The organism is Myxococcus sp. AB036A (assembly GCF_006547355.1).
Taxonomy (GTDB): Bacteria; Myxococcota; Myxococcia; order Myxococcales; family Myxococcaceae; genus Myxococcus; species Myxococcus virescens.
In genome coordinates this window covers 209,041-233,697 of sequence record NZ_VHLC01000002.1, presented here as the reverse complement: position 1 = coordinate 233,697, position 24,657 = coordinate 209,041, and the positions used below count along the sequence as shown (strand labels likewise).

Sequence of the window (24,657 nt, the reverse complement as noted above, 5' to 3'; positions counted from 1 at the left end):
CCGCGCGCCGCGCGTTAGCGGAACTGGCCAGAGCCCTCGGCACTGCGGTTGTCGAGGACTCTGTCCAGCGTGTCTTCCAGTTGCTGGCCGTCCACGGCGGTGACGCGCACGGAGAAGGGTCCGTCGCCCATTCCGCTCAAGTTGACGAAGTAGTTGTAGCTCTCGCGCGGGACGTCCTGCCATCCGCCGGTGCCGCGTCGCCACTCCAGCTTCTGGATGGGGAGGCGGTGGTTGCGGACCTGGATGGCGGTCCACCAGGGATTGCTGCCGTTCTTGAAGTGGTACTCGATATTCCCCGCCACGTCGCAGGACACCGGCGTCCAGGTGATGTTGACCCGGCCCTGCTCCATCTCCGCGATGCGGGCGAAGGCCTGCCGGCTCAGGTCCAGGTGGCCGGATTCACACTCCGGGCAGCGGTCCACGATGCGCACGCGGACCGAGCCCTTGGGGCCGGTGATGTCCACGCACTGTCCACAGGCCGCGCTGTTGGCGTACTGGGGCGTGTTCATGGCGGCCACCATCAAGTCACCCGTCGGCTCGTAGCTGCAATTGCCGGAGCCGGTGGCGTTGTAGTAGGTGGCGATGCCCTGTTGTTCCTCGCCCAGCGGCGCGCCGCCGCCAGACGGGTCGTCACTGCAACCGCCACAGGCGATGAACGCCGCGGCGACAGGGATGAGGAAGCGCCGGGACTTCGAGCGAAGAGGGTGCATGGCCGCTCAGCATACCCCGCAAAAACGGCGTCGGGGTGGAAGGGCCCCGGGCACCCTCCACCCCGACGTGTATGCGGGCTTGCGCCCCGGTGTCAGCGGCCCCGGACGGAGGCGCCCTTGAGGGCGCGGGCCTGCGTCACCAGCCGCACGAACTCCTTGCGGTCGGCGTCACCCTCGGTGGCGCCTTCGGCCAGCTTCTCGGCCGTGGCCAGGCTCCAACCCTCCGCGGAGGGGCTGTCGCGGAGGACGTCGGCGGTGGCGGCCACGGCGACGGCGAAGCGGAAGTCCGGCGACGCCTGCGCCAGCGTGTCACGCAGCTTCGTGCGCTCGAAGGGGAATTGGCGCTCGGAGGCCTCGGTGCCGTTGGGCGCCTTGGCGCGGACGCGGACGGTGGCCAGCGGCTCGGTGGCTTCACCCGTCAGCTCCACCTCGTACACGGCGGTGACGTTGTGGCCGGCGCCAATCTCGCCCGCGTCCACCTTGTCGTTGCGGAAGTCGTGGTCGGCGACGTCGCGGTTCTCATAGCCCACCAGCCGGTAGCGGCGGACCGACGCGGGGTTGAACTCCACCTGGAACTTCACGTCCTTGGCGATGACCTCCAGCGTGCCGGTGAGCTGCGTCTCGAACACCTTCTTCGCCTCGCGCAGGCTGTCCACGTAGAAGCAGTTTCCGTTGCCCTTGTCCGCGAGCTTCTCCATCAGGTCGTCGCGGTAGTTGCCCATGCCGAAGCCCACGGTGGTGAGGGTGACGCCCTCGGCCGTGTACTTGTGGATGCTGTCCAGCATGGCGGTGGCGCTCACGTTCCGGCCGATGTTGGCGTCACCGTCGGTGAGGACGACGACGCGGGACACCACGCTGCCGGAGGCCTTCTTCACGGCGTGGCGGTAGGCCAGCTCCATGCCGGAGCCCATCGCCGTGCCGCCACCGGCCGTGAGCGAGTCGAGCGCGGCGTGGATGCTCTTCACGTCGGTGGCGGGCGTCGGCGGCAGCACGTCCCGGGTGTTGCCCGCGTAGGTGACGATGGCGACGGTGTCGTTCTCGTTGAGGTTCTTGACGGCGACCTTGATGGCCTCCCTCGCGAGCGGCAGCTTGTCCTCCGAGTGCATGGAGCCGCTGGTGTCCACGAGGAACACGAGGTGCGCGGGCTTGCGCTGCGAGCGCGAGACCACCTTGCCTTGTACGCCCACGCGCAGGAAGTGGCGCTTGGCGTCAAAGGGCGAGGGCGCGCCCTCCAGGTGCACCGCGAAGGTGCCCGTCTCCGGGGGCGCGTAACGGAACTTGAAGTAGTTGACGAACTCCTCCACGCGGACGGCGGAGGCGGGCGGGAGCTGGCCGTTGACGAGGTAGCGGCGCGACACCGTGTACGACGCGGTGTCCACGTCCGCGGCGAACGTGGAGAGCGGGTCCTTGGCCGTCTCGACGAAGGCGTTGGCCTTCCAGGCCTCGAAGGTGTTGCCGCCCGCGGGAGCGGCGTCTTGTGGTTTGGACTCGAGGGGCGCGCCCGCCAAGGCGTCAGCGGACGGCTTCATGGGGCGCGCTTCGCGCCGGTGCAGCTCGGCCTTGCCCAGGGAGACCTTCTTGGCGGCTTCCGGCGCGGGGGCGCGTGCAACAGGCTCGGCGAGCGCGGAAGCCGGGGGGGGCGCAGGGGCCGGGGCTGCCACGGAATGCTCGGCGCTGACCCGGTCCGCGACGTACTCCTCTCGCTCAGAATCGGGCGCGGCGTCGTCATCCCTGGCAACGGGCTGTGCGGCCCCCTGGCTCGGCCGCTCGTCGGTGGCGGGGCTCCGGTTGTGGCACGCGGGCAGGGTGCTGGCGACGAGAAGGGCACTTCCCCAGACAGTCAGTTGGCGCTTCAGCGAGAAGGGGGACATCGGGGCTCCAAGGTCGGTGAGTAGGTCGCCTCCCGAAAACGCATGGCCCGCGAGAAAGGGTCTAACGCCGAATGAATTTTCCGGCGAACACCCGGGCCGGGCGTCCTTGTCTGGAGCACCACCGTCTGACAGGGTGCCGCGCCATGCAGACCGCCAGGCCATTTCGAATTCTGGGTGTTCAGCAGATCGCCATTGGAGGCGCGGACAAGGCGCCGCTCCGCAAGCTCTGGGTCGACCTGCTGGGCTTGACGCCCCACGGCACCTACCGCAGCGAGCGCGAGAACGTGGACGAGGACATCGTCACCGCGGGCGCGGGCCCCTTCAAGGTGGAGGTGGACTTGATGCAGCCCGTGGATCCGGAGAAGAAGCCCCGCGTCCACGAGACGCCGCTCAACCACGTGGGCCTCTGGGTGGACGACCTGCCCGTCGCCGTGCAGTGGCTGGAGTCCCAGGGCCTTCGCTTCGCTCCCGGCGGCATCCGCAAGGGCGCCGCGGGCTTCGACATCTGCTTCATCCACCCCAAGGGCAGTGAGCAGTTCCCCTTCGGCGGAGAGGGCGTGCTCATCGAGCTGGTGCAGGCGCCGAAGGAGGTCATCGCCGCCTTCGAGTCGCTATCCTCCGCGGGTCACTGAGTCAGCGCCCGGCGGGGGCATGCTGGCCCTGCCGGAACAGCCGTCCCGAGAGGTTCCGGAGCGCGGGCCGCAGCACGCGCTCCAGCCGGTCCAGGGCGACGCACAGCACGAAGGTGAGGCCGATGATGACGGCCGTCAGCACCCAGTACTGGAGCCAGCCGCTGCGGTCTCCCCAGAAGCGCTGGAAGGAGAAGACGCCGCCCAGTCGGTAGAAGAGCAGCATCTCGTGGAAGAAGTACGCGGACAGCGACGACGTGCCGAACACCTCCACGAAGCGCCGCAGCCGGGACGGCGCTGCATTCACCGGGACCCGGGCCTCCAGCCACGTCAACACGAGCAGCACCGAGCTCACCCAGCCGAAGCGCGCCGCCGCGTTGGAGGGATTGGCGACGAAGAAGCGGTGGGGCGGGTATAGGCCGTAGAGGAAGTCACCGAGCACCGCGCCCGTGAAGCCCAGCCCCATCAGCACCAGCAGCGCTTTGATGAGCCCGGCGCGGCCCCAGGCGCCCGCCACCGTTCCCGCGAAGACGCCCAGCCACGCGTAGCCCAGCCAGGGCAGCAGCGGGAAGGGCGCGAAGGAGGACTTCTCCGTCAGCGTGGCCCAGGGGCCATCCACCTGTTCACCCAGGGGCGACACGGCGAACGTGGCCATGGCCAGCACGAAGGCACCGGCGCTCAGCACCTTGGGGCGCGCGGAGAGCAGCGCGGCCACCGGCAGGACGATGAGCAGGCACAGGCCCACGCACTGGAGGATGTCCATTCGGAAGATCCACTGGGGCTCGCGCAGCAGGGGGAACCACGCCCAGTTGACCAGGGTGGCCACCGCGAGCACCTCGCCAGCGCGGCGGAGGTTGCGGTGGACGCGCTCGCGGAGCACGCCGCTGGCGGCGCTGCGGACCATCATCAGGGCGGTGGCGAAGCCTGCGGAGAAGATGAACGCGGGGGCCACCAGCCCGTCGACGCGCAGCAGCCGCGCCACCCATTCGCTCTGCCGCAGCTCGGGCGTGAGCAAGGCCAGGGTGTGCGTCTGGACCATGAAGAGCACCGCGATGCCCCGGAGCCAGTCGATGGCTCGGATGCGATCACGGGAGACGAGGGCAGGGGAGGCGGGCGTGGACGTCACAGCCCGCCTACCCTAGAGCATCAGCGGACCCAGCTCACGTTACTGATGGTGAATTTAGAGCCGTCCTGCTTCTCCGCGTTCGTCATCGGCGAGTACACCCGCGTGGAGAAGGTGTTGGCCGCCGTGTCCACCTCCACCAGCCGCGTCAGGTTCGATGTGTTCTCGTGGTACGACGTCAGGATTTGGTGGATGGTGTTGCCGTGGACCCCCGTGCTGGCCCGGTACGCGGCATTGCCCGTGTGCCCGGAGAAGACGAACCGCACGTTGGCGTACTGCTTGATGAGCTGGTCGAACACGAACTGCGGGCTGTTGTTGCCATAGCCGCCGTTGCTCTGCTCGATGGCGCCGCTGCCATTCAGGTGGGAGTGGGTGTTGATGATGACGTTGTGACGCGGATGTTGCGCCAGCACCGTCTTCGCCCAGTCCACGGCGCCCGTGCGGGCCCACAGCTCCAGGTTGACCACCAGCCAGTCCAGGCCGCCGGCGGAGAACGTGTGGTAGGAGTTGTCGATCTTCCCCGGTTCGTAGACGCCTCCCAGCGCGGTGAAGCGCGTGAGCGGGAAGTGCGCGTTGAAGGTGGTGGTGTCGCGCAGGTTGGCGTTGACGTTGCCCGGGCAGGCGCTGCCGCCGGGGCACACGGCCGCGGTGTCATGGTTGCCAATGGCGTAGACGTAGGGCAGGCCGGCGGCGTCCAGAATCTCGGTGGCCTCGCTGGCGCGCACGTACTGGATGTGGTCCGGCGTGTCCCAGTTCACGACGTCGCCCGTGTGCAGCACGAAGCGCAGGTCGAGCGAGCTCCGGTTGTCCACCAGCCACTGGAGCCGGTGCGTGAGTCGCGTGGGGGGCGTGGTGAGGACCTCGTTCTGTGTGTCGGGGATGACGGCGAAGGTGAACTTCGTGTCGACCGGCGGCGCGGACTCCGGGGCGGCGTAGAACTTGATGCCCTGGTTGACCCATCCGGTGGAGGCGAGCGCGTCGCGCTGGGCCTCGGTGATGGCGAAGCGGTGCTTGCGCAGCGTGGTGTTGGAGAAGCGGTACACCGGAACGAGGCATGACGCGGCCGTCTTCGACGCGTAGAAGCCGACGTTCTCGTCCGTCGTGTAGCCCCCGTTCTGCATGAGGTCGTTCCGCTCGGCCTCATCGATGGTCCAGAAGTGCTCCTGCCGGCTGGGGCTGTAGATGCGGTAGACGGGGGACAGCCCCGTCCCCGTGGAGGCCGCGGCGAGAAAGGCCACGCCCCGGTCTTCCGTGTAGCCCCAGATGGTGGCGGCGTTGGCGGCCTCGTTCGCGTTGAGCGTGTAGAGGCTGTCTTCGTTGGCCGGCTTGATGCGGTGATGGACTGCCCGGCTCATCGAGTCGCAGTTCAGCGCGGACTCGGTGGTGGCGACCTCGACTTTGGGCTGTGATTCCACCGGGCCGCCGCACGCCGCCAGCAGGCCCAGCAGTGCCACGGGGACCGAGGTTCTCAGGTGTCTCAAAGGTGTCTCCTCGCAAGGGGGTGTTGCGGACAGGGATGGCCGCAAAACGAGTATTGCGAGGAAATCAATAGCACCCGAGTCGTGGTCCTGGAAGACCCACTCTGGGCAATGTCTATCGGTAACCCGTGGCGTCGGCGGGTTTGCCCGCGTCCTGGACCTCGACGACGTAGCGCCAGGCATCGGGCTGGCTGCCATCCAGGTCCGTGAAGCCGTAGACGCGTGCGAGCTGGCCGCTGGACAGGGACTGTCCGTTCCACCGGGCCTTGTCCGCGTCCGATGCCAGCGCGGCCACGGCTCGGCCGACATAGGCCGGTGTCTCCGAGATGACGAAGTGGGGCTCCTTCACCGTCGCGTCGCGCCAGTTCGCCTCGGTGACGCCGAAGTGCTCCAGCATGCCTTCGGAGCGCATCCAGCCCGGCGTCAGCGCGACGGCGGTGGCGCCATGGGGCCTGAGCTCTCGAGCCTGGCTCCAGGCCAGCCGGAGCACGGAGGCCTTCGCGAGGTCGTAGAACGTGGAGATGCGGTAGTTCGTCGCGTTGTAGTCGGCGGTGCCGTCGGTGACCTCGACCACGAGTCCTCCCGGGCGGCGGATGAGCAGCGGCAGGGCGAAGTGGCTGGTGATGAGGTGCGTGTCCACGCCCAGCCGGAGCAGCCGCAGCCCCTTGTCGAGCGAGTGCTCCCACACGCTCTTGTTCCACTCGAAGATGGACTCGCCGCCCCAGATGTCGTTGACGAGCACGTCGAGCCGGCCCTGTTCCCCATCGATGCGCTCCACCAGGGCCTGGACCTGTTCGGGCACCAAGTGGTCCGTCTGCACGGCGATGCCGAGCCCACCCGCCGCCGTCACCTGCTCGGCGGTCTCTTCAATGGTCTCCGGCCGGTTCTGCTCCGAGCGCTGGGCCCGTGTCGTCCGGCCCGTGACGTAGACGGTGGCGCCCGCCGCGCCGAGCTGCACCGCGATGCCCCGGCCTGCTCCTCGCGTGCCGCCCGCGACCAGTGCCACGCGTCCCTTCAGTGAATCCTTCATGTCCCGCATGCCCGCCTCCTGGGGGATGTCCGTACCGAGGGGCGAGACTACGGAGGATTGTTGACACCTCCTGTCATGATTGGGCGAGTCGGCGGGGTTCACGGAGGAACGCGCCGCGGCCTTTCATCTCCTCACCTGTTCGACATCGCGCGAGGAGGTTGTGCGGCTCAGGGCGCGGGGCAGGTGAGCCTCGGCTCCGGCGCGTCGACGTCCTGGAGCCGCAGCAGGCAGCGAAGGGCCTCGGGGTCCGTGGAGTCCGCCAGGTACGTCCGGCGCCACAGCATCGCTGCAACGCGCCGGGGAAGCGTGGGATCCGGTGCCACGAGGGCCCGGCGGACGGCATTGCCTCCCCGAGGCGCAGTCGCCGCCGCGGCTTCGAGCTTGGCGACTTCGTCCGGACAGCCATCCGGGCAGTTGTAGAGGAACACCGCGTGGCCGTGCTCCAGGTTGTGGACATAGAGGCAAGGGGAGACGGGCTCGGAGGCGCTCCCGCACGGGGCCACGCTGCCGCAGTGGAGGCCGGAGTTGGGCGGATTCTCTCCGTTGCCACACCCTTCGCTCGAGCAGGTGTCGAGGTGGTGGGAGGGGCTCGGCGCCGACAGCGGAAAGCTGAACCGCTCGCAGGCGTCGGCATCGTCGGGAGCAGTGTCGCCGCAGCCGGCGAGCGCGAGGACCGTCAGGAGGGGGAGGAGCGGGCGTGGCATCACGGCCGCGTCATACCGCATCAGCCGGGAAACGCGCCCCGCCGCTCCACGTCAATGTCGCGCAGGCCCTTGAAGCCCAGTCCGGCGGCGAAGCGGAGGAAGTCCTCCCGGGAGAGGCTGCCTCCGGTTGCGTTGAGCGGGAGCCCTCCGAGCTCCATCGGCGTCCGGCTGCGAACGGCGAAGTCCACGCGGTCCGGCAGGTAGCCCGCGTTGGCGGCGATGATGATGTGCTCGGGGAGCCGCTGGGCCCAGCGCACCGCGACCTGCGGATGGACCTGGGCCTCCGAGCTGAACAGCAACAGCGCCACGGGACTGGCGATGCGAGGTGGCGTCTTCGAGCACCTCAGCACCTCGCGCTGCACCTCCAGCCGACAGTCATGCAATGTATCGACGCCAGGGACGTTGCCCCGGGTGATGTCGGTGGCGCTGCCCGCTCGAAGGAGGACCCCCAACGCCAGCGGTGCCGCGTACCGGGAGGACTTCCGGGCCGCGTTCAGCAATGCCACGGATTCCGTCACGGCGGTGCGCCCCGCCCGGCGGAGGGCGTCCTTGAGGAAGGGAATGGGCGCATCCACGCCCTGGTCCGCCACGGTCCCCAGGACGGCCAGCCATTCCAACGGGCCCGGCACCACGCAGGGCGACACGAGCGCGTAGGTGAGCAGGCTGCAACTGACCGCGGGCTCCAATCCCCGTGCGGAGAGCACGGTCGTGCCCGCCTTGCCAGCCGGGGCCGCTTGGGGCGCCACGATGAGCGTGGGGAGGTCCGGCGGAGCGACGGAGTCGTCCATCGCATCCGACGACATCTCGAGCACCACCCATGCGTCGGCCTGTGCCGCACGGAGGCGCTGCTGGAAGGTTGGGGAGAAGGCATGCTCGCCCTTGGCCGGTACCTGCGCCTTGACCCGCGCTCCCACGGCCTGGAGCGCGCGGAGCACCAGCGCCCCTGCGGCGAGCCCGTCCACGCTGGGGTGGGGCGCCACCACGACGTGGCGATCCTTCAGCGCCCTCAGGAAGTCACGAGCGTCAGCCAGCGCCTCTTCGGATGCGGGCCAGCGGGGGTCCTTCATGTGTCCGAGCAACATGGGGTGAAGGTTTAATGCAGTGGGGCGACACGGGAGGCCGTGCATGGAGCGCCCGCACGGTACCCGGCCGGGCAGATCCAGCGCCGAACCGGGAGGGGACCACCCAGTTTCGGAGTGTCATCAGTCGCGGGTTCTTCTACGGTCGGCGGCCATGAACCGGAAACGTCCCCTGAATTCCCTCCTGCGTGCGGCCGCGGTCATGGCGCTGCCCGCCTTCCTGGGGTGCGCCCAGGATTCGCAAGTGACGCGCGAGGCGCCCACGCCCGCCGAGTCCCCCGCCGCCGCGGCGCAGCCCACGCCGGCAGAGGCGAAGGCCTTCGCGGAGAAGGTGAACGCGGACCTCAAGCGCCTGTGGACGAAGCAAGCCACCGCGGAGTGGATCAAGTCCACGTACATCACCGATGACACCGAGCAGAACGCCGCCTTCGTCAACGAAGAGGTGCTTGCCTACGTCAACGGCGCCATCAAGGAGGCACGGCGCTTCGAGGGCCTGACGTTGGACGCGGACACCGCGCGCATGCTGCACCTGCTCAAGGTGTCCCAGGCGCTGCCGGCGCCGTCGGACGCGGCGCGGCGGTCTGAGCTGGCCGCCACGGCGGCGAAGCTGGAGGGCCTCTACGGCAAGGGCAAGTACTGCGGGCCGGACGGGAAGGGGAAGTGCCGCGACCTGGAGGTGCTGTCCGACGTCATCGCGGAGAGCCGCAACTACGACGAGCTGCTGGACGCGTGGCAGGGCTGGCACTCCGTGGCCCGTCCCATGCGGCCGCTGTACGAGCGCCTGGTGTCCATCTCCAACGAGGGCGCAAAGGACATCGGCTTCAACGACCTGGGCACGCTGTGGCGCTCCGCGTATGACATGTCGCCGGCCGAGTTCGAGGTCGAGGCCCAGCGCCTGTGGGGCCAGGTGAAGCCGCTCTATGACGACCTGCACTGCTACGTGCGCGGCCGTCTGGCGAAGCAGTACGGCGCCGACAAGGTACCCGACGGCAAGCCGATTCCCGCGCACCTGCTGGGCAACATGTGGGCGCAGGAGTGGAACAACATCTACCCGCTGGTGGAGCCCTTCCCCGGCCAGGCCAGCCTGGACGTGGACGCGGCGCTGAAGCAGCAGAAGTATGACGCGATGCGCATGGTGAAGCTGGGTGAGAAGTTCTTCACCTCGCTGGGCCTCAAGGAGCTGCCGCCGAGCTTCTTCGAGCGCTCGCAGTTCACCAAGCCGGAAGGACGCGACGTCGTCTGCCACGCCAGCGCCTGGGACGTGAACTTCAGCAACGACCTGCGCATCAAGATGTGCATCAAGCCCACGGAGGAGGACCTCGTCACCATCCACCACGAGCTGGGCCACAACTACTACTACACGTACTACTACCAGCTCCCGGTGCTCTATCAGGCTGGCGCGAACGACGGCTTCCACGAGGCCATTGGTGACGCGCTCACGCTGTCCATCACCCCGGGCTACCTGCAGCAGGCGGGGTTGCTGAAGGCCGTTCCGAAGAACGAAAAGAACCTCATCAACCTTCAGATGAAGGACGCGCTGGAGAAGATTGCCTTCCTGCCGTTCGGTCTGCTCGTGGACCAGTGGCGCTGGGAGGTGTTCTCCGGCCGCGTGCAGCCGGCGGACTACAACAAGTCCTGGTGGACGCTTCGGGAGAAGTACCAGGGCGTCGCCGCGCCAGTGGCCCGTTCGGAGCAGGACTTCGACCCAGGGGCCAAGTACCACGTGCCTGCAAACGTTCCGTATACGCGGTATTTCCTGGCGCGCATCCTCCAGTTTCAGTTCCACAAGGCGCTCTGCGAGGCGTCCGGCTACAAGGGCGCCCTCCACGAGTGCTCCATCTATGGGAACAAGGAAGCCGGCAAGCGGCTCCAGGCCATGTTGGAGCTGGGTGCGAGCAAGCCGTGGCCCGACGCGCTCCAGGCCATGACGGGAACCCGGCAGATGGATGCCACGCCGCTGCTCGACTACTTCAGCCCGCTCCGCACCTGGCTCCAGGCGCAGAACAAGGGCCAGAAGTGCGGTTGGTGACGGTCTGGAGTAGACGCGCCGGGCGGCCACGCTTAAATTGCAGCCGTCTAGGCGGGTTCGCTCGTAGGACCGGACGGCGGATATTCGCGTCCGTGACGAAAGAAGAAGAGAGCAAATGGCTACTGGTACCGTGAAGTGGTTCAACGATGCGAAGGGTTTCGGCTTCCTCACCCAGGACGGTGGTGGTGAGGACGTGTTCTGCCACCACACCGCCATCAACATGGATGGCTTCCGCACCCTCCAGGAGGGCCAGAAGGTGGAGTTCGAAGTGACCCGCGGCCCCAAGGGCCTGCAGGCCCAGAACGTCCGCGCGGCCTGAGCCGAGCGTCGTTCGAACTGCTTCTGATGCATCATGAGGGTCCGGCCCCACGGGGTCGGGCCCTTCGTGCTTTCTGGAGAGCGCTCCGTGCCTTTGTCGACGAAGTTCCGCCGCTCACGCGTCTGTCTGTTGCCCGTCCTCGCCGCGCTGGGTTGCTCCACCACGCCAGCCGTGCCGTCGAGCACGGGCACGGCCGCCCTCCCTGCCGCGTCGTCCAAGGCACCACCCCCTGCCAACGTCCCGGAGAAGGAGCCCACCGCCATGACGTCCACGTTCGACGCGGCGGCCCTGAAGGCGGAGCTCGTGACGCGGCACGGCGAGGCGCAGCGGGCCCGCATCGAGCGGGGCGTGGATCAGGTGGCGGCGATGTGGCGGCCGGAGGACGGAGACCTCGCGGCGTTCGCACGTGAACAGTTCCTGTCCGATCCAAGCGCGCTCGACGCGACCTTCCAGCGGCTGGAGCGGCTGTTCGAGCAGCTCGACGGTCACCTGTACGAAATCGGGCGCGAGCTCCAGTGGTACACCGACCTGGACCTGGGGCCGTTGCTGCCGGTGGAGCCCCTGGTGGCGGCGTATGATCCGGCCGCCCACGTCACCACGGACCTGTTCCGCGCACGCGTGGGGTTCGTGGTGTTGCTCAACTTCCCGCTCACCACGTTGGCGGAGCGCGTGGAGCAGGGGCCGTCATGGACGCGGCGGCAGTGGGCCGAGACGCGGCTGGCCGGGCGCTTCAACCAGCGCGTCCCCGCGGAGATTGAACAGGCGTCCTCGCGCGCCATCGCCGCGGCCAACCTGTACATCGCCGAATACAACATCTGGATGCATCACCTGGTGGATGCGCAGGGACGGCGCCCCTTCCCAAAGGGGCTGCGACTCATCAGCCACTGGAACCTGCGTGACGAGCTGAAGGGTGACTACTCCGACGCGGTGACGGGCGCGCTGAAGCAGCGGATGATCGTCCAGGTGATGGAGCGCATCATCACGCAGACGATTCCCGCGGCCGTCATCAACAATCCGCGGTTGGATTGGGACCCCTTCACCAACACCGTGACGGTGGCGCCGCCGCAGACAGTGGAGGCGGATGCGCCCGCGCGCACGACGAAGCCGGATGCGTCGCCGGAGCCGGACACGCGCTACGCGCACCTGCTGGCCACCTTCCATGCGGCGCGTCTGGCGGACCCCTACGTGCCGGTGGCACCCACGCGAATCGCCCGGAGCTTCGAGCTGGGCCGCGAGCTGCCTGAGGCGCGCGTCCGGGCCCTGCTGACACAGGTGCTGGAGTCACCGCTGGTGCCGCGCGTGGCGAAGGAGATTGAAGCGCGCCTGGGCCGGAAGCTGGAGCCGCAGGACCTCTGGTACTCGGGCTTCAATCCGGGCGGCAAGCGGAAGGAGTCCGAACTGGATGCGCTGACGCGCAAGCGCTACCCCACGGCGGAGGCGTTCGCGAAGGACCTGCCGCGCATCCTCCAGGGCATGGGCTTCACGAAGGCGAAGGCCGTGTGGCTGGCGGAGCGAATTCGCGTGGACGCGTCGCGCGGAGCGGGGCACGCACAGCCGGCGCTTCGGCGAGGCGACTTCCCCCGGCTGCGCACGCGCGTGGAGAAGGGGGGCATGGACTACAAGGGCTACAACATCGCGGTGCACGAGCTGGGGCACAACGTGGAGCAGGTGTTCAGCCTCTACGGCGTGGACCACACGCTGCTCGCGGGGGTGCCCAACAACGCCTTCACGGAGGCGCTGGCCTTCGTGTTCCAGTCGCGCGACCTGGAGTTGCTCGGACTGGGCAAGCCGGACGCGGCGAGCGAGCGGGAGCGGGTGCTCGGCGAGCTGTGGCAGACGTGGGAGCGCGCGGGCATCGCGCTGGTGGACATGTCGGTGTGGCACTGGATGTACGCGCACCCGGATGCCACGCCCGTGCAGCTTCGCGAGGCGGTGGTGGGCATTGCCCGCGAGGTGTGGAACCAGTACTTCGCGCCGGTGCTGGGTGGGGAGGGGAGCACGCTGCTGGCCGTCTACAGCCACATGATCAGCTATCCGCTCTACCTGCCCGACTATCCGCTGGGCCACCTCATCGCGTTCCAGATTGAAGAACACTTGAAGCGCAAGGGACCGCTGGGCGCCGAGTTCGAACGCATGGCCACCTACGGTTCGGTGACGCCGGACCAGTGGATGATTCATGCGACCGGGGCCCCGGTGAGCGCGGAGCCGTTGCTCCGCGCCGCCGAGGCCGCCCTGAGTCGCTGACCTACGGCTGCCGGGACGTGTCGCCGGGGATGTCGATGAGCTCGACGTCGAAGGTGAGGACGGCGTTGGGCGGGATGCGCGAGCCGGACGGCGGACGTTCGCCGTAGGCGGTGTTGCCGGGGCAGGTGAGCTTCGCCTTGCCGCCCACCTTCATCTTCGCCACGCCCTGCGTCCAGCAGGGGATGACGCCGTTGAGCGGGAACTCGACGGGGATTCCGCGGCGGGCGGAGGTGTCGAAGATGGTGCCGTCCACCAGCCGGCCCTCGTAGTGGACCTTGACGGTGTCGATGGCGCGCGGGCTGCGGCCGGTTCCCGCCTGGACCTGCTTGTAGACGACGCCGGAGGGAAGCACCTCCGCGCCGGGCTCCTTGGCGGCGCGCTCCAGCGCGGCCTTGCCCGCGAGGGCCTGCCGGCTCTTGGCGAAGGCCTGAATCCGCTGCGCCTGTTCCTTCGGGTCGATGTCGGACGTCTTTCCACCGAGTCCGTCGGACAGACCCTGTTGCAGCACCTTCAGCTCCTCGGGCGACAGCGCGAAGAGGGACAAGTCACGGCCAATGGAGAGACCGAGCGTGTAGAGGGTCTGCTGGTCCTCCTCGGACAGCGCAGCGGGCGCCGCCGGCGCGGCGGCCGGAGTCGCCGGTGCGGCCTTGGCCGCGGGCTTCTTCGCCGACTTCGAGTCCTGCGCCTGGGCGCCCGTCGCGCTGAGCGCGAACACCAGGGCCGCCGTCCACATCGATCGCATGCATCCACCTTTCATGAGAACCGGCGCACTATAGAGCGTGGCCGCGTGCTCGGAAGACACAAGCCCGCGCGAAGAATTCACCGAGGAAGCACAGCGAGCGCGCGAGTCCTCCGCGCGCCGTCCGTTTTCTTGCGCGTTCAGCGCGCGCCTCTACCCTGCATCCAGGTTGCTTCACCCCCGGAGCAACCTGTTGCACCACCTGACCGGAGGCGAAGAAGCCATGAGCGACAAGCGGAAGAACAAGCGGGCGCCCCTCGACATCTACCTGAACAAGTACATGGGTGGCGTGCCGTACATGTCGCGGGCCGCGGACATCAGCCAGGAAGGGCTGAGCCTCGCCCGGCTGCTCGAGCCCCAGCACGAGGCCAAGCGCATCGGCCTCCAGTTCCAGCTCCCGGGCTCGGAGGAGATCATCTACGCCGAGGGTGAAGTGGTCCGTGAGTGGGCCGAGCTGGGGGCCAAGCGCGAGCGCTCGGGTGTGCGCTTCACGTTGCTCACCGACCGTCACCGCAAGATGATCGACGCCTACGTCGACCGTCACGGCAACGAGAACTGACGCATACCCGCCGTGCCGCAGGGGCCTGCCTTGACTTCCCCGGAAGCAGGCCCGTTGAATGGGATGCCATTCTGCCCTGACACGACCCGCGACGTCGGACGAGGGGCTGGAGGATTTCCCGTGAGGCACTCGCTGTGGGGGATATTGCTGGCCGTGCCACTGACCGCGTTCGGCCAGGGCAAGGAAGCGAAGGCCCCGAAGCCCACCGTCGCCGCCGTGAAAACGGCACCGGGGGCACCGGGCGTCAATTGGGAAGGGCAGGTTCTGCGGGCCACGGGAGTGGGTGCTCCCGACCTGAAGGCCTCCAACCCCGGACAGGCCCGGCTGGGCGCTGAGCGGACCGCCAAGCAATCCGCCGTCCAGAATCTCATGGACCAGGCCGGGCGCCTCCACATCAGCGCGGGCCGCACCGTGGCGGACGAGCTGGCCCGCGAGGACGTCCGCAAGCGGGTGGAGGCCGCGATGGGTGGCTACAAGGTCGTCGCCCGGCGGTTCTTCTCAGACAGTGGCGTGGAGATTGACGTGGAGGTGCCGCTGTCGGCCCTCACCGCGTCGCTGTTCGCGCCGCCCGCCGCGGACACCGTCATCGCCATCAACGGCGCGGGCACGAAGAAGTACACAGGGCTGGTGGTGGATGCGCGAGGGCTCGGTGTGCAGCCCGTGCTGGCGCCCCGCCTGCTGGATGACAGCGGCAAGGCGCTCTACGGCGCGGCGGCGCTGGCCAACGAGCGCCGTGCCGCGACAGCCGTGGCCGCGTGGTTCCAGAGCCTGGATGCGGCGAAGAAGGCCTCGCTGGTGGGGGACAAGCCCCTGGTGGTGAAGGCCAAGGGTTCCAAGGGTTCCGACCTGGTGCTCGCCTCGGAGGATGCGAAGGCGCTCGTCGAGGCCAACACGCGCTTCCTAGCCGAGGGCCGGGTCGTGATCGTCACGCAGTGACTTCGAGGTCCTCGGCGAGCTGATGCGGAAGGTTCTGCTGTTGGTGATGGTGTCCACGTTCGCTGGGTGTGCGAAGCGTCAGGAGCCGGAGTCCCTGCTCAAGGCCCGCGAGTTGATGGCGGAAGCCCAGAATCCCAGCGGCAACCTGGCCCTGGTCTGCGAGCCCGTGGACGCGGAGGTGTATCTGGATGGCGTCTGGCAGGGGCTCTGCAGCGACTTCTCGGGTTCCCCCAAGGCGCTGCGAGTGGGCAGCGGCCTGCACGAGATTGAAGTGAAGAAGCAGGGGTACTGGCCCTATACGACGTACTTCGAGCCCAGCCGGGCCCGCGCGCGGCTGACCATCCAGCTCCGCGCCTCTGGGCCGAAGGCCGGTGGTTCGGAGTGACGCCGGGCTGGGTGTAAAGCGGGCGGGCCTCCACGAAAGCCCGTTTCCTGTGCTTTCGTGAAGTGCAATCAGGACATGACGCCGCCGTAGCTGGGACTGAAGAGGAGAGCGCCATCGGACGCCGCAGAAAAGGTCGTTCCACCGCCGCCGTGAAATCCGCCGCCGCTGCCGTACCGCCGCCAGCTCGGTCCGCCCCCTTGCTTCACGAGGTGCCGCCGCCGCGTGGCCAGGACAAGGTCGCGGCCGAGCCGACCCGTGCGCGGGTCGCCGAGCCCGTAGCGGTGGCCGAGAACGCCCTGTCCGAGACGGACGCCCGGCGCATCGACCTGTGGTGGTCGGGGGTGATGGTGGGCTCGCTGGGGCTGGTGTTCGCGCTGCTCTCCGTCTTTGGCGGAGTGGCGGTGCCAGTACTGCTCGCGCTGTCCGGCGCGTACATCTTCAATCCCATCGTCACCGAGCTGGAGAAGCGGCGGCTGGACCGCACGTGGGGGACGACGCTCGTCTTCGCGGTGGGGACGCTGATGCTGGTCGGCGCGGTGCTGTACCTCATCCCGGTGTTCCGGGAGGAGGCGTCGAAGCTGCCGGACTTCTTCCACCGTGCGAGCACCCAGGTGGTGCCGAAGGTGGAAGGATTGGTGGGGCATTCGTTGCCGGACCTGGTGCGCCAGCGCACCGCCGAGCTGGGAAAGCAGGCGTCAGAGTTGGTCCAGAGCGCGGGGCCAGCGGCGGCGCGCATCCTGGCGAGCTTCGCGGGCAACACGGCGCGGCTGGTGGTGACGTTGCTGGGCCTGTCGGTGGTGCCGGTGCTGGCCTTCTTCTTCCTGCAGGACTACCCCCGGCTGATGGGCATGGTGAAGGACCTGCTGCCCCGGCGCGCAGTGGGGCTGGTGAGCCGGCGCTTCGCGGAGGTGGATGAGGTGCTCTCCGCCTTCGTGCGCGGCCAACTCATCGTCGGCGGCGTGCTGTCGGTCATCTATGCGGCGGGCCTGTCCGCGGCGCGCATCGACATGGCCATCGTCATTGGGGTGATTGCCGGCTTCGGCAACATGGTGCCGTATCTGGGCACGGGCGTGGGCATCGTGCTGTCGCTGGTGGGGCTCATGCTGTCGTGGCAGGGGCCGTGGCAACTGGCGGCGGTGGCGGCCACCTTCGTCATCGGGCAGATGCTGGAGGGCTTCGTCATCACCCCGCGAATCGTGGGGGAGAAGGTCGGGCTGGCGCCGGTGGCGATCATCCTGGCCATCCTCGCCTTCGGTGAGCTGTTCGGCTTCGTGGGCATCCTGCTGGCGGTGCCGGTGGCAGCCATCCTCAAGGTGGTCCTGAGCGTGGTGGTGGAGCGCTACCGCCGGACGCGGCTCTACACGGGGGAGCCCAAGTCGCCGTGACGAAGCTGGAGTCGCTACACAATGAGATCACCGGCTGCCGGGCCTGCCCCCGGCTGGTGGAGTGGCGGGAGGAGGTGGCGCGAGTGAAGCGCCGCGCCTACCGCGACTGGAATTACTGGGGCCTGCCCGTTCCCGGCTTCGGAGACCCCAAGGCCCGGCTCATCATCGTCGGGCTGGCGCCGGCGGCCCATGGGGCGAACCGGACGGGGCGGATGTTCACCGGGGACCGCTCCGGCGACTTCCTCTATGCCGGGCTGCACCGCGCGGGCTTCGCGAATCAGGCCCTCAGCGAGCACCGGGATGACGGGCTCCGGCTGAAGGACGCCTTCATCGTGTCGGCGGCCCGCTGTGCTCCGCCCGACAACAAGCCCCTCCCGGAGGAGCTGGCCCGCTGCGCGCCGTTCCTGGATCGCGAGCTGGCGCTGCTGCCGGGCCGGGTGATGCTCGCGCTGGGGGCCATCGGCTGGAACGCCGCGCTCGTGGCCCTGGCGCGGCAGGGGATGGAGGTTCCGTCGCCTCGGCCCGCGTTCGGGCATGGGGCGGAGCTGCGCCTGCCGGGCGGCCGGACGCTGCTGGGCTGCTACCACGTCAGCCAGCAGAACACGCAGACGGGGCGGCTGACCCCGGCGATGTTCGACGCCGTCATGTCCCGGGTCCACACGCTGCTGGAAACGACGGATCCGAAGGCGCGCGGGAAGAGTTGAAGAACCCTTCTGTGTTTGCTTGACAGTTGGGGGAGCCCGCTGTTATTCCCCGCGCCACCGAAGCGGCTGCAACGGGTCGTTAGCTCAGCGGTAGAGCACTACCTTGACACGGTAGGGGTCAGTGGTTCGATCCCACTACGACCCATCATCAAAGAGTGACTTCAGCGGGCGGCACGGCTTTAAAAGAGCCTGCCGCCCGTTTTTTTTCCGAGGTTCGCATGTCCGACATCATCACGGTGACACTCCCCGACGGCTCGCAGAAGCAGACGGCCCGGGGAACCACGATCGCGGACTTCGTGCGGGAGAGCATCGGCCCCGGCCTGGCGAAGGCCGCCCTCTTCGCGCGCGTGAATGGCCAGGACATGGACCTGGCCCGCAAGCTGGATGAGGACGTGAAGCTGCAGATCTTCACGCCCAAGAGCCCCGAGTCCCTGGAGTTGATCCGCCACGACGCTGCCCACGTGGTGGCCAGCGCGGTGCAGAAGCTCTTCCCGGGCACGCAGGTGACCATCGGTCCCGCGACGGAGGAGGGCTTCTATTACGACTTCTTCCGCGAGAAGCCCTTCACGCCCGAGGACCTGGAGAAGATCGAGGCCGAGGCGAACGCCGAGCTGAAGCGGGACATGGCCTTCGTCCGCACCGAAATCTCCATGGACGAGGCCGTGCGCCTGTTCGAGGAGAAGGGCGAGAAGTTCAAGGTCGAGATCGTCAAGGACATCGCGGCCAAGGGCGCCAAGACGCTGACGCTCTACACGCACGGTGACTGGGTGGACTTCTGCCTGGGGCCCCACGCGCCCAGCACGGGGAAGATCGGCATCATCAAGATCCTCTCCTCCAGTGGAGCGTACTGGCGGGGGGACCACCGCAACCCGATGCTCCAGCGCGTCTACGGCACTGCCTTCTTCGACAAGAAGCAGCTGGCGGAGTACCTGACGCGCATCGAGGAGTCGAAGAAGCGCGACCACCGCAAGCTGGGCAAGGAGCTGGACCTCTTCCACTTCCACCCGTACTCGCCGGGCTCCGCCTTCTGGACCCCGAAGGGCACCACGCTCTACACAACGCTGTCGAACTGGATGCGTCAGTTGACGCAGAACGACGGCTACGTGGAGATCAAGACGCCCCTGATGTTCAACAAGGGGCTGTGGGAGACCAGCGGCCACTGGGGCAAGTACAAGGAGAACATGTTCCTCGTGCTCGACAGCGAGTCGGGGGAGCATGACTTCTCGCTCAAGCCGATGAACTGCCCGTCGCACCACCTGTTCTACGGCTTCAAGAAGCACAGCTACCGCGACCTGCCGCTGCGCTACCACACGCAGGACGTGCTGCACCGCAATGAGGCGGCGGGCTCCCTGGGGGGCCTCACGCGCGTGCGCCAGTTCGCGCAGGACGACGCGCACATCTACTGCACGGAGGCGCAGATCACCGACGAGGTGCGGCGCTTCGTGAAGCTCCTGGACCACGTCTACAAGGCGGTGGGCCTCACCTACGCGGTGAAGCTGTCCACGCGGCCCGAGCAGCGCCTGGGGGATGACTCCCTGTGGGATCGCGCCGAGGGCGGCCTCAAGGCCGCGCTGGAGTCGCTGGGGCTCGAGTACGAGCTGGCCCCGGGTGACGGCGCGTTCTACGGCCCGAAGATCGACTTCGCGGTGTCGGACAGCATCGGCCGCAGGTGGCAGCTGGGCACCATGCAGCTGGACTACCTGGCGCCCGAGCGCTTCGACCTGACCTACGTGGGCGAGGACAACGCCGAGCACCGCCCCGTGGTGCTCCACCGCGCCATCTTCGGCTCGTTCGAGCGCTTCACGGCCATCCTCATCGAGCACTTCGCCGGCGCCTTCCCGGCCTGGCTGGCCCCCATCCAGGCGGTGCTGGTGACGGTGGCGGACCGGCAGAACGACTACGCCCGGAAGGTTCGGGACTCCTTGAGGGCCAAGGGCTACCGGGTGGAGTTCGACGAGCGCGGCCTGTCGATGAACGCGAAGATCCGCGAGGCCCAGCTCCAGAAGGTGCCGTTCACCCTGGTGGTGGGCGACAACGAGGTGTCGGGCGAGGGCGTGTCGCCGCGGCGGTACGGTGGCGAGGACCTCAAGACCATGAAGGTGACGGACTTCGAGGCCCTGCTGGCGAAGGAAGCGGCCCTGCCGTGATCGGAAGGTCAGGACGCCTGTCGGCTTGCTGACGGGCCTTGACTCCCTGTTGCACCTAAGTATCTTTGCGCACTTTCGAGGGGAGCCTGCCCAAGTTCCCCAATTTTCGAGAGTTCTCGCACCTGCCGCTCAAGTCCAACGGCATGGGGCATGGAAGGATCAGGACGATGCCGAAGTTGAAGACCCGCAGCAGCGCGAAGAAGCGCTTTGACGTGAAGAAGAGCGGCAAGGTCAAGCACGGCAAGGCCTTCGCGAAGCACCTCTTCACGTTCTCGAAGACGCCGAAGTCCAAGCGCAGCAACCGCGGGACCGGCCACCTTCGCGACATGGACGCGAAGAAGGTCATCAAGGAGATGTTCCCCTACGGGGGCTGATTTCGCGGTTCTGAAGTCAGGGACAACGTGGCCTCGTCGGAGCGGCGGTAAGCCTGCGCCGGGGGGCTTCCAAACTACGCAGTCCGAAGTGAGGCAGTCATGCGCGTGAAGAAGGGTGTCAAGGCCCGTCGTCGTCGTAATAGGATTTTGAAGCTGGCCAAGGGTTACCGCGGCCGTCGGAAGAACTGCTACAAGCGCGCCAACGAGGCGGTTGAGCGGGCGCTGGACTACGCCAGCCGCGACCGCATGCAGCGCAAGCGGGACTTCCGTCGCCTGTGGATCGTCCGCATCAACGCGGCCGCCCGCACGGTGGGCCTCTCCTATTCGAAGCTGATCGCGGGCCTCGCGAAGGCGAAGATCGGCCTGGACCGCAAGGTTCTGTCCGACATGGCCATCGCGGATCCGTCGGGTTTTGCGGCCGTCGCCAACATCGCGAAGGCGGCCTGAGACACATCCAGCCCGCAAGGCTGGAGACAGAACGGGTGGGGTGGTGGGCTGACGCTGGCCACCCTGTCCGGATGTTTGAACGGGCTGCCTCTCTGGGGCGGCCCTTTTTTTTGCCTCGGCGCCAAGGGCGCGCGGGGAACTGGAACGGAGGCGGAAGTCCATGCGGGATCGGTTGCTGGCGCTCGCGGAGTCCGCGAGGCGGGAGATTGGCGGCGCGTCGGAGCTGTCCGCGGTGGAAGCACTGCGGGTCCGCTACCTGGGCAAGAAGGGTGAGCTGTCCGGCGTGCTGGGCGGCATGGGCAAGCTGCCCCCGGACGAGCGGCGCTCGCTGGGCGAGGTGGCCAACAGCGTGAAGGCGGAGCTGGAGAAGCTGCTCGCCGAGGCCGTGGAGCGCGCCGAGGCGGCCGCGCTGGAGGCCCAGCTTCAGGGCCCGGGCCTGGACGTGACGCTGCCCGGACGCGGCGTGGCGCTGGGCAGCCGGCACCCCGTGTCGCGGACGATGGAGGAGATTGTCCGGACCTTCTCGCGGCTCGGCTTCGACGTGGCCAGTGGCCCGGAGATCGAGCTGGACTACTTCAACTTCGAAGCGCTGAACCTGCCGAAGGACCACCCCGCGCGGGACATGCAGGACACCTTCTACGTGGACGAGGCCACGCTGGGCCACGCGAAGAAGGCGGACAGCTCCGCGCTGCTGCGCACGCACACGTCCCCGGTGCAGGTGCGGTACATGCTCAACCGCAAGCCGCCCATCCGCGCGGTGATGCCGGGCCGGGTGTACCGGCGCGACTCGGACATCACGCACACGCCGATGTTCCACCAGGTGGAAGGCCTGCTGGTGGACAAGGGCGTGACGTTCGCCGAGCTGAAGGGCTCGTTGGCGGCGTTCGTGACGGCGTTCTTCGGTTCGGACACGCGCACGCGCTTCCGCCCGTCCTTCTTCCCCTTCACGGAGCCCTCCGCGGAGGTGGACATCACCTGCACGAACTGCGCGGGCAAGGGCTGCCGCATCTGCAAGCAGACGGGGTGGTTGGAGGTGCTGGGCAGCGGCATGGTGCACCCCAACGTCTTCACCTCCGCCGGGTATGACCCGAACGAGGTGACGGGCTACGCGTTCGGCATGGGCGTGGAGCGCATCGCCATGCTGCGCTACCGCATCGACGACCTGCGGATGATGTTCGAGAACGACGCGCGGTTCCTCGAGCAGTTCTGAGATTCCAGGGGGCCGCTGGTGGGCCCCCGTGTTCCAGCCGATTGATGAAGAGGGTGGACCTGTGAAGATTTCGGTGAAGTGGCTGGGCGATTACGTAGCGCTGCCGCCGTCCGAGGACGAGCTGGCGCGCAAGCTGACCGCCGCGGGCCTGGAGATTGAGGGAATGGAGCGCCCCGCGGAGGCCCTTCGCGGCGTGGTGGTGGCGCAAATCAAGGAGTCCGTGCAGCACCCCAACGCGGACAAGCTGTCCGTCACGCAGGTGGACATCGGCGGGACGGCGCTGCTCCAGGTGGTGTGCGGCGCGAAGAACTTCAAGGTAGGCGACAAGGTGCCGCTGGCCACCGTGGGCGCGAAGCTGCCCAACGGCATGGACATCAAGCAGGCGGCGCTGCGCGGCGTGGACAGCTTCGGCATGCTCTGTTCTTCCAAGGAGCTGGGCCTGAGCGAGGAGTCCAGCGGCCTGCTCATCCTGCCGGCGGACACGCGCGTGGGCACGCCCATCGCGGAGGCCGTGGGGCTGGACGACGTGGTGCTGGAGGTGAACGTCACGCCGAACCGCCCGGACGCGCTCAGCCACCTGGGCGTGGCGCGCGAGGTGAGCGTGGTGACGGGCTCCGCGTTGAAGGTGCCTCAGCCGAAGCCCGCGGAGTCGGGTACGCCCGCCGCCGAGCAGGTGAAGGTGCGTGTGGAGGCCCCGGACCGCTGCCCGCGCTACGTGGCGCGCGTGGTGGAGAACGTGAAGATTGGCCCGTCTCCGCAGTGGATGCAGGACCGGCTGAAGGCGGCCGGGGTGCGCGCCATCAACAACGTGGTGGATGTCACCAACTACGTGAACCTGGAGTACGGGCAGCCGCTGCACGCCTTCGACCTGGAGAAGCTGGCCGGTCAGGAAATTGTCGTCCGGATGGCGACGCGCGGCGAGAAGCTCAAGACGCTGGACGGCAAGGACCGCGTCCTGGACGTGGATGACCTGGTCATCGCGGACAAGGACCGGGCGCAGGCCATCGCCGGCGTCATGGGCGGCGGCGACAGCGAGGTGACCGAGGGCACCCGGCGGCTGGTGCTGGAGTCGGCGAACTTCCAGGGTTCCACGGTGCGGCGTTCGTCGAAGCGGCACGGGCTGCACACGGAGGCATCGCACCGCTTCGAGCGCGGGGCGGACATGGACGCCGTGGTGCCGGCCATTGACCGGGCGGCGCAGCTCATCGCGGAGCTGGCGGGGGGCACGGTGGCTCCTGGCCGTGTGGACGTGTACCCGGCGCCGAAGCCGCCTCGGAAGGTGACGCTGCGCTTCGCCCGGGTGGAGCAGGTGCTGGGCGTGGCCGTGGCGGAGAAGGAGGTCCGCCGCATCTTGGAGGCCCTGGGCTTCAAGGCGGTGGAGGAGGGGACGGGGCAGGCGACGTACGAGGTGCCTCGGGCCCGTGTCGACGTGGAGCGCGAGGAGGACCTGTTGGAGGAGGTCGCGCGCATCTACGGCTACGACAACATTCCGGCGACGCTGCCGCGGGGACTGGCCACGCTGGCTCCGGAGCCCGCGAATGCCGAGGCCGAGCGCCGCATGCGTCAGGCGCTGGCCGGGGCGGGGTTCGACGAGGTGGTGAACTACTCGTTCGTCGCGCCGCGCAGCCTGGAGGTGCTGGGTGGGGCGGAGAAGCCGGTGGCGCTGCTCAATCCGTTGAGCACGGAGCAGTCGGTGATGCGCACCAGCCTGCTGCCGGGCCTGCTGGAGAACGTGTCCCGCAGCGTGCGGCACCAGGTGGAGGCGGTGGCCATCTACGAGACGGGCCGGGCCTACTTCCAGGACGCGGAAGGCGGGCAGGGGCAGCGTCCGGCGGCGCGCGAGGTGCCTCGCGTGGCGGGTCTGGTGTGGGGCCTGCGCGGTGGTGGCCGGAGCTGGACGCACAAGGATGCCCGCGCGGACTTCTACGACGCGAAGGCGGCGGTAGAGGGGCTGCTGGGCGCACTCCGCGTGGAGGGCGTGACGTACGTGCCCATGGGGCCGGCGGCGTACCACCCGAAGGCCGTGGCGCAGGTGAAGGCGGCGGACGGCACGGTGCTGGGCCATGTGGGCGAGGTGCACCCCCGGGTGGCGAAGGCGCTGGGCCTGCCGGACGGGGTGTTCGTCTTCGAGTTGGACACGGAGCCGCTGTACGCGGCCTCGAAGCTGGTGCCGGCGTACAGGTCGCTGCCGCGTTTCCCGGCGGTGCTGCGGGACCTGGCGGTGGTGGTGCCGCTGGAGTTGCCCAACGACGAGGTGCGTCGGGTGATCCTGGAGGTGGGCAAGCCGCTGGTGGAGGACGCTCAGGTGTTCGACGTGTACACCGGTGAGCAGATTCCCCAGGGTCGGAAGAACCTGGCGTACGCGCTGCGCTACCGCTCGGCCGAGCGGACGCTGACCGATGTGGAGGTCAACGAGGCGCATCAGCGCATCGTGGATGAGGTGAAGCAGCGGCTGGGGGCTGCCTTGCGCGCCTGAATTCCTGAATGAAGTCAGAGGGTTGACACGTCTTTGGGAAGGCTGCAACAGTGCCCGGCGTTCAGCCCCGAGGGCTTCC

Annotated in this window: 22 protein-coding genes and 1 tRNA gene; 15 read left to right on the top strand and 8 right to left on the bottom strand. The window is 68.4% G+C overall.

Annotation, left to right across the window (positions count from 1 at the left end; translation table 11 throughout):
• Positions 1-14: 14 nt before the first annotated feature.
• Positions 15-710 (bottom strand): expansin EXLX1 family cellulose-binding protein, encoded by a 696-nt coding sequence (locus FL344_RS01790; protein WP_141617258.1) that lies wholly within the window; start codon positions 708-710, stop codon positions 15-17.
• Between the two features lie 92 nt (positions 711-802).
• Positions 803-2,581 (bottom strand): von Willebrand factor type A domain-containing protein, encoded by a 1,779-nt coding sequence (locus tag FL344_RS01785; protein ID WP_141617257.1) that lies wholly within the window; start codon positions 2,579-2,581, stop codon positions 803-805.
• 143 nt (positions 2,582-2,724) lie between these two features.
• On the opposite strand from FL344_RS01785, the gene FL344_RS01780 reads away from it, so the two are divergent.
• Positions 2,725-3,213: a VOC family protein gene (locus FL344_RS01780; RefSeq protein ID WP_186817649.1), complete on the top strand. Its 489-nt coding sequence runs from the start codon at positions 2,725-2,727 to the stop codon at positions 3,211-3,213.
• Position 3,214: 1 nt separating this feature from the next.
• Here FL344_RS01780 and FL344_RS01775 read toward each other — a convergent pair whose 3' ends face one another.
• The 5 genes from FL344_RS01775 to FL344_RS01755 form a co-directional block, all read right to left on the bottom strand.
• A complete protein-coding gene (locus FL344_RS01775) occupies positions 3,215-4,336 on the bottom strand; it encodes a heparan-alpha-glucosaminide N-acetyltransferase domain-containing protein (protein WP_141617255.1) in 1,122 nt (373 codons plus the stop codon).
• A gap of 20 nt (positions 4,337-4,356) precedes the next feature.
• Complete coding sequence (locus tag FL344_RS01770; protein ID WP_141617254.1) at positions 4,357-5,814, bottom strand: metallophosphoesterase; 1,458 nt, start codon at positions 5,812-5,814, stop codon at positions 4,357-4,359.
• A 112-nt stretch (positions 5,815-5,926) separates the two neighbouring features.
• Positions 5,927-6,841 (bottom strand): SDR family oxidoreductase, encoded by a 915-nt coding sequence (locus FL344_RS01765; protein WP_194862947.1) that lies wholly within the window; start codon positions 6,839-6,841, stop codon positions 5,927-5,929.
• 167 nt (positions 6,842-7,008) lie between these two features.
• Positions 7,009-7,566, bottom strand: a complete 558-nt coding sequence (locus tag FL344_RS01760) for a DUF3105 domain-containing protein (RefSeq protein ID WP_141617252.1) — start codon at positions 7,564-7,566, stop codon at positions 7,009-7,011.
• Positions 7,566-8,627, bottom strand: a complete 1,062-nt coding sequence (locus FL344_RS01755; RefSeq protein WP_228564685.1) for a hypothetical protein — start codon at positions 8,625-8,627, stop codon at positions 7,566-7,568. The genes FL344_RS01760 and FL344_RS01755 overlap by 1 nt, the downstream gene beginning before the upstream one ends.
• A 151-nt stretch (positions 8,628-8,778) precedes the next feature.
• Here FL344_RS01755 and FL344_RS01750 point away from each other — a divergent pair, with 151 nt between their 5' ends.
• The 3 genes from FL344_RS01750 (at position 8,779) to FL344_RS01740 (ending at position 13,216) form a co-directional block, all read left to right on the top strand.
• Complete coding sequence (locus tag FL344_RS01750) at positions 8,779-10,653, top strand: M2 family metallopeptidase (protein ID WP_141617250.1); 1,875 nt, start codon at positions 8,779-8,781, stop codon at positions 10,651-10,653.
• A 115-nt stretch (positions 10,654-10,768) separates the two neighbouring features.
• Positions 10,769-10,972, top strand: a complete 204-nt coding sequence (locus FL344_RS01745) for a cold-shock protein (RefSeq protein ID WP_011553608.1) — start codon at positions 10,769-10,771, stop codon at positions 10,970-10,972.
• 33 nt (positions 10,973-11,005) lie between these two features.
• Positions 11,006-13,216: a hypothetical protein gene (locus FL344_RS01740; RefSeq protein WP_141617249.1), complete on the top strand. Its 2,211-nt coding sequence runs from the start codon at positions 11,006-11,008 to the stop codon at positions 13,214-13,216.
• Between the two features lies 1 nt (position 13,217).
• Here FL344_RS01740 and FL344_RS01735 read toward each other — a convergent pair whose 3' ends face one another.
• Entirely contained in the window at positions 13,218-13,958 is a 741-nt protein-coding gene (locus tag FL344_RS01735) for an FKBP-type peptidyl-prolyl cis-trans isomerase (RefSeq protein ID WP_228564684.1), read from the bottom strand.
• Positions 13,959-14,178: 220 nt separating this feature from the next.
• Between FL344_RS01735 and FL344_RS01730 the strand changes: the two genes are divergently transcribed.
• The 11 genes from FL344_RS01730 to pheT all read left to right on the top strand — a co-directional run bounded on the left by FL344_RS01730 (position 14,179) and on the right by pheT (position 24,578).
• Entirely contained in the window at positions 14,179-14,514 is a 336-nt protein-coding gene (locus tag FL344_RS01730) for a PilZ domain-containing protein (RefSeq protein WP_171410519.1), read from the top strand.
• Positions 14,515-14,526: 12 nt separating this feature from the next.
• Positions 14,527-15,450, top strand: coding sequence for a hypothetical protein (locus FL344_RS01725; RefSeq protein ID WP_141617247.1), 924 nt, complete (start codon positions 14,527-14,529; stop codon positions 15,448-15,450).
• 22 nt (positions 15,451-15,472) lie between these two features.
• On the top strand, positions 15,473-15,835 hold the full coding sequence (locus FL344_RS01720; RefSeq protein WP_141617246.1) for a PEGA domain-containing protein: 363 nt from the start codon (positions 15,473-15,475) through the stop codon (positions 15,833-15,835).
• 209 nt (positions 15,836-16,044) lie between these two features.
• Positions 16,045-17,220, top strand: coding sequence for an AI-2E family transporter (locus FL344_RS01715; protein ID WP_141617266.1), 1,176 nt, complete (start codon positions 16,045-16,047; stop codon positions 17,218-17,220).
• A complete protein-coding gene (locus FL344_RS01710) occupies positions 17,217-17,924 on the top strand; it encodes a uracil-DNA glycosylase (RefSeq protein WP_141617245.1) in 708 nt (235 codons plus the stop codon). Before FL344_RS01715 ends, FL344_RS01710 begins: the two co-directional genes overlap by 4 nt.
• Positions 17,925-17,997: 73 nt before the next feature.
• Positions 17,998-18,069: transfer RNA gene (locus FL344_RS01705), tRNA-Val, on the top strand.
• Between the two features lie 73 nt (positions 18,070-18,142).
• A complete protein-coding gene (thrS, locus tag FL344_RS01700; protein WP_011553616.1) occupies positions 18,143-20,071 on the top strand; it encodes a threonine--tRNA ligase in 1,929 nt (642 codons plus the stop codon).
• Positions 20,072-20,238: 167 nt separating this feature from the next.
• Complete coding sequence (gene rpmI, locus FL344_RS01695; protein ID WP_011553617.1) at positions 20,239-20,445, top strand: 50S ribosomal protein L35; 207 nt, start codon at positions 20,239-20,241, stop codon at positions 20,443-20,445.
• Between the two features lie 99 nt (positions 20,446-20,544).
• Positions 20,545-20,892 (top strand): 50S ribosomal protein L20, encoded by a 348-nt coding sequence (rplT, locus tag FL344_RS01690; RefSeq protein ID WP_011553618.1) that lies wholly within the window; start codon positions 20,545-20,547, stop codon positions 20,890-20,892.
• A 160-nt stretch (positions 20,893-21,052) separates the two neighbouring features.
• Positions 21,053-22,102, top strand: coding sequence for a phenylalanine--tRNA ligase subunit alpha (pheS, locus tag FL344_RS01685; protein WP_011553619.1), 1,050 nt, complete (start codon positions 21,053-21,055; stop codon positions 22,100-22,102).
• Between the two features lie 61 nt (positions 22,103-22,163).
• Entirely contained in the window at positions 22,164-24,578 is a 2,415-nt protein-coding gene (pheT, locus tag FL344_RS01680; RefSeq protein WP_194862946.1) for a phenylalanine--tRNA ligase subunit beta, read from the top strand.
• The last annotated feature ends 79 nt before the right edge of the window (positions 24,579-24,657 follow it).

Coding starts and splice junctions, on each gene's coding strand:
- FL344_RS01790 (WP_141617258.1), bottom strand. CDS start 710: ATGCACCCTCTTCGCTCGAAGTCCCGGCGCTTCCTCATCCCTGTCGCC.
- FL344_RS01785 (WP_141617257.1), bottom strand. CDS start 2,581: ATGTCCCCCTTCTCGCTGAAGCGCCAACTGACTGTCTGGGGAAGTGCC.
- FL344_RS01780 (WP_186817649.1), top strand. CDS start 2,725: ATGCAGACCGCCAGGCCATTTCGAATTCTGGGTGTTCAGCAGATCGCC.
- FL344_RS01765 (WP_194862947.1), bottom strand. CDS start 6,841: ATGAAGGATTCACTGAAGGGACGCGTGGCACTGGTCGCGGGCGGCACG.
- FL344_RS01760 (WP_141617252.1), bottom strand. CDS start 7,566: ATGCGGTATGACGCGGCCGTGATGCCACGCCCGCTCCTCCCCCTCCTG.
- FL344_RS01755 (WP_228564685.1), bottom strand. CDS start 8,627: ATGTTGCTCGGACACATGAAGGACCCCCGCTGGCCCGCATCCGAAGAG.
- FL344_RS01750 (WP_141617250.1), top strand. CDS start 8,779: ATGAACCGGAAACGTCCCCTGAATTCCCTCCTGCGTGCGGCCGCGGTC.
- FL344_RS01745 (WP_011553608.1), top strand. CDS start 10,769: ATGGCTACTGGTACCGTGAAGTGGTTCAACGATGCGAAGGGTTTCGGC.
- FL344_RS01740 (WP_141617249.1), top strand. CDS start 11,006: ATGAGGGTCCGGCCCCACGGGGTCGGGCCCTTCGTGCTTTCTGGAGAG.
- FL344_RS01735 (WP_228564684.1), bottom strand. CDS start 13,958: ATGCGATCGATGTGGACGGCGGCCCTGGTGTTCGCGCTCAGCGCGACG.
- FL344_RS01730 (WP_171410519.1), top strand. CDS start 14,179: ATGAGCGACAAGCGGAAGAACAAGCGGGCGCCCCTCGACATCTACCTG.
- FL344_RS01720 (WP_141617246.1), top strand. CDS start 15,473: ATGCGGAAGGTTCTGCTGTTGGTGATGGTGTCCACGTTCGCTGGGTGT.
- thrS (WP_011553616.1), top strand. CDS start 18,143: ATGTCCGACATCATCACGGTGACACTCCCCGACGGCTCGCAGAAGCAG.
- rpmI (WP_011553617.1), top strand. CDS start 20,239: ATGCCGAAGTTGAAGACCCGCAGCAGCGCGAAGAAGCGCTTTGACGTG.
- rplT (WP_011553618.1), top strand. CDS start 20,545: ATGCGCGTGAAGAAGGGTGTCAAGGCCCGTCGTCGTCGTAATAGGATT.
- pheS (WP_011553619.1), top strand. CDS start 21,053: ATGCGGGATCGGTTGCTGGCGCTCGCGGAGTCCGCGAGGCGGGAGATT.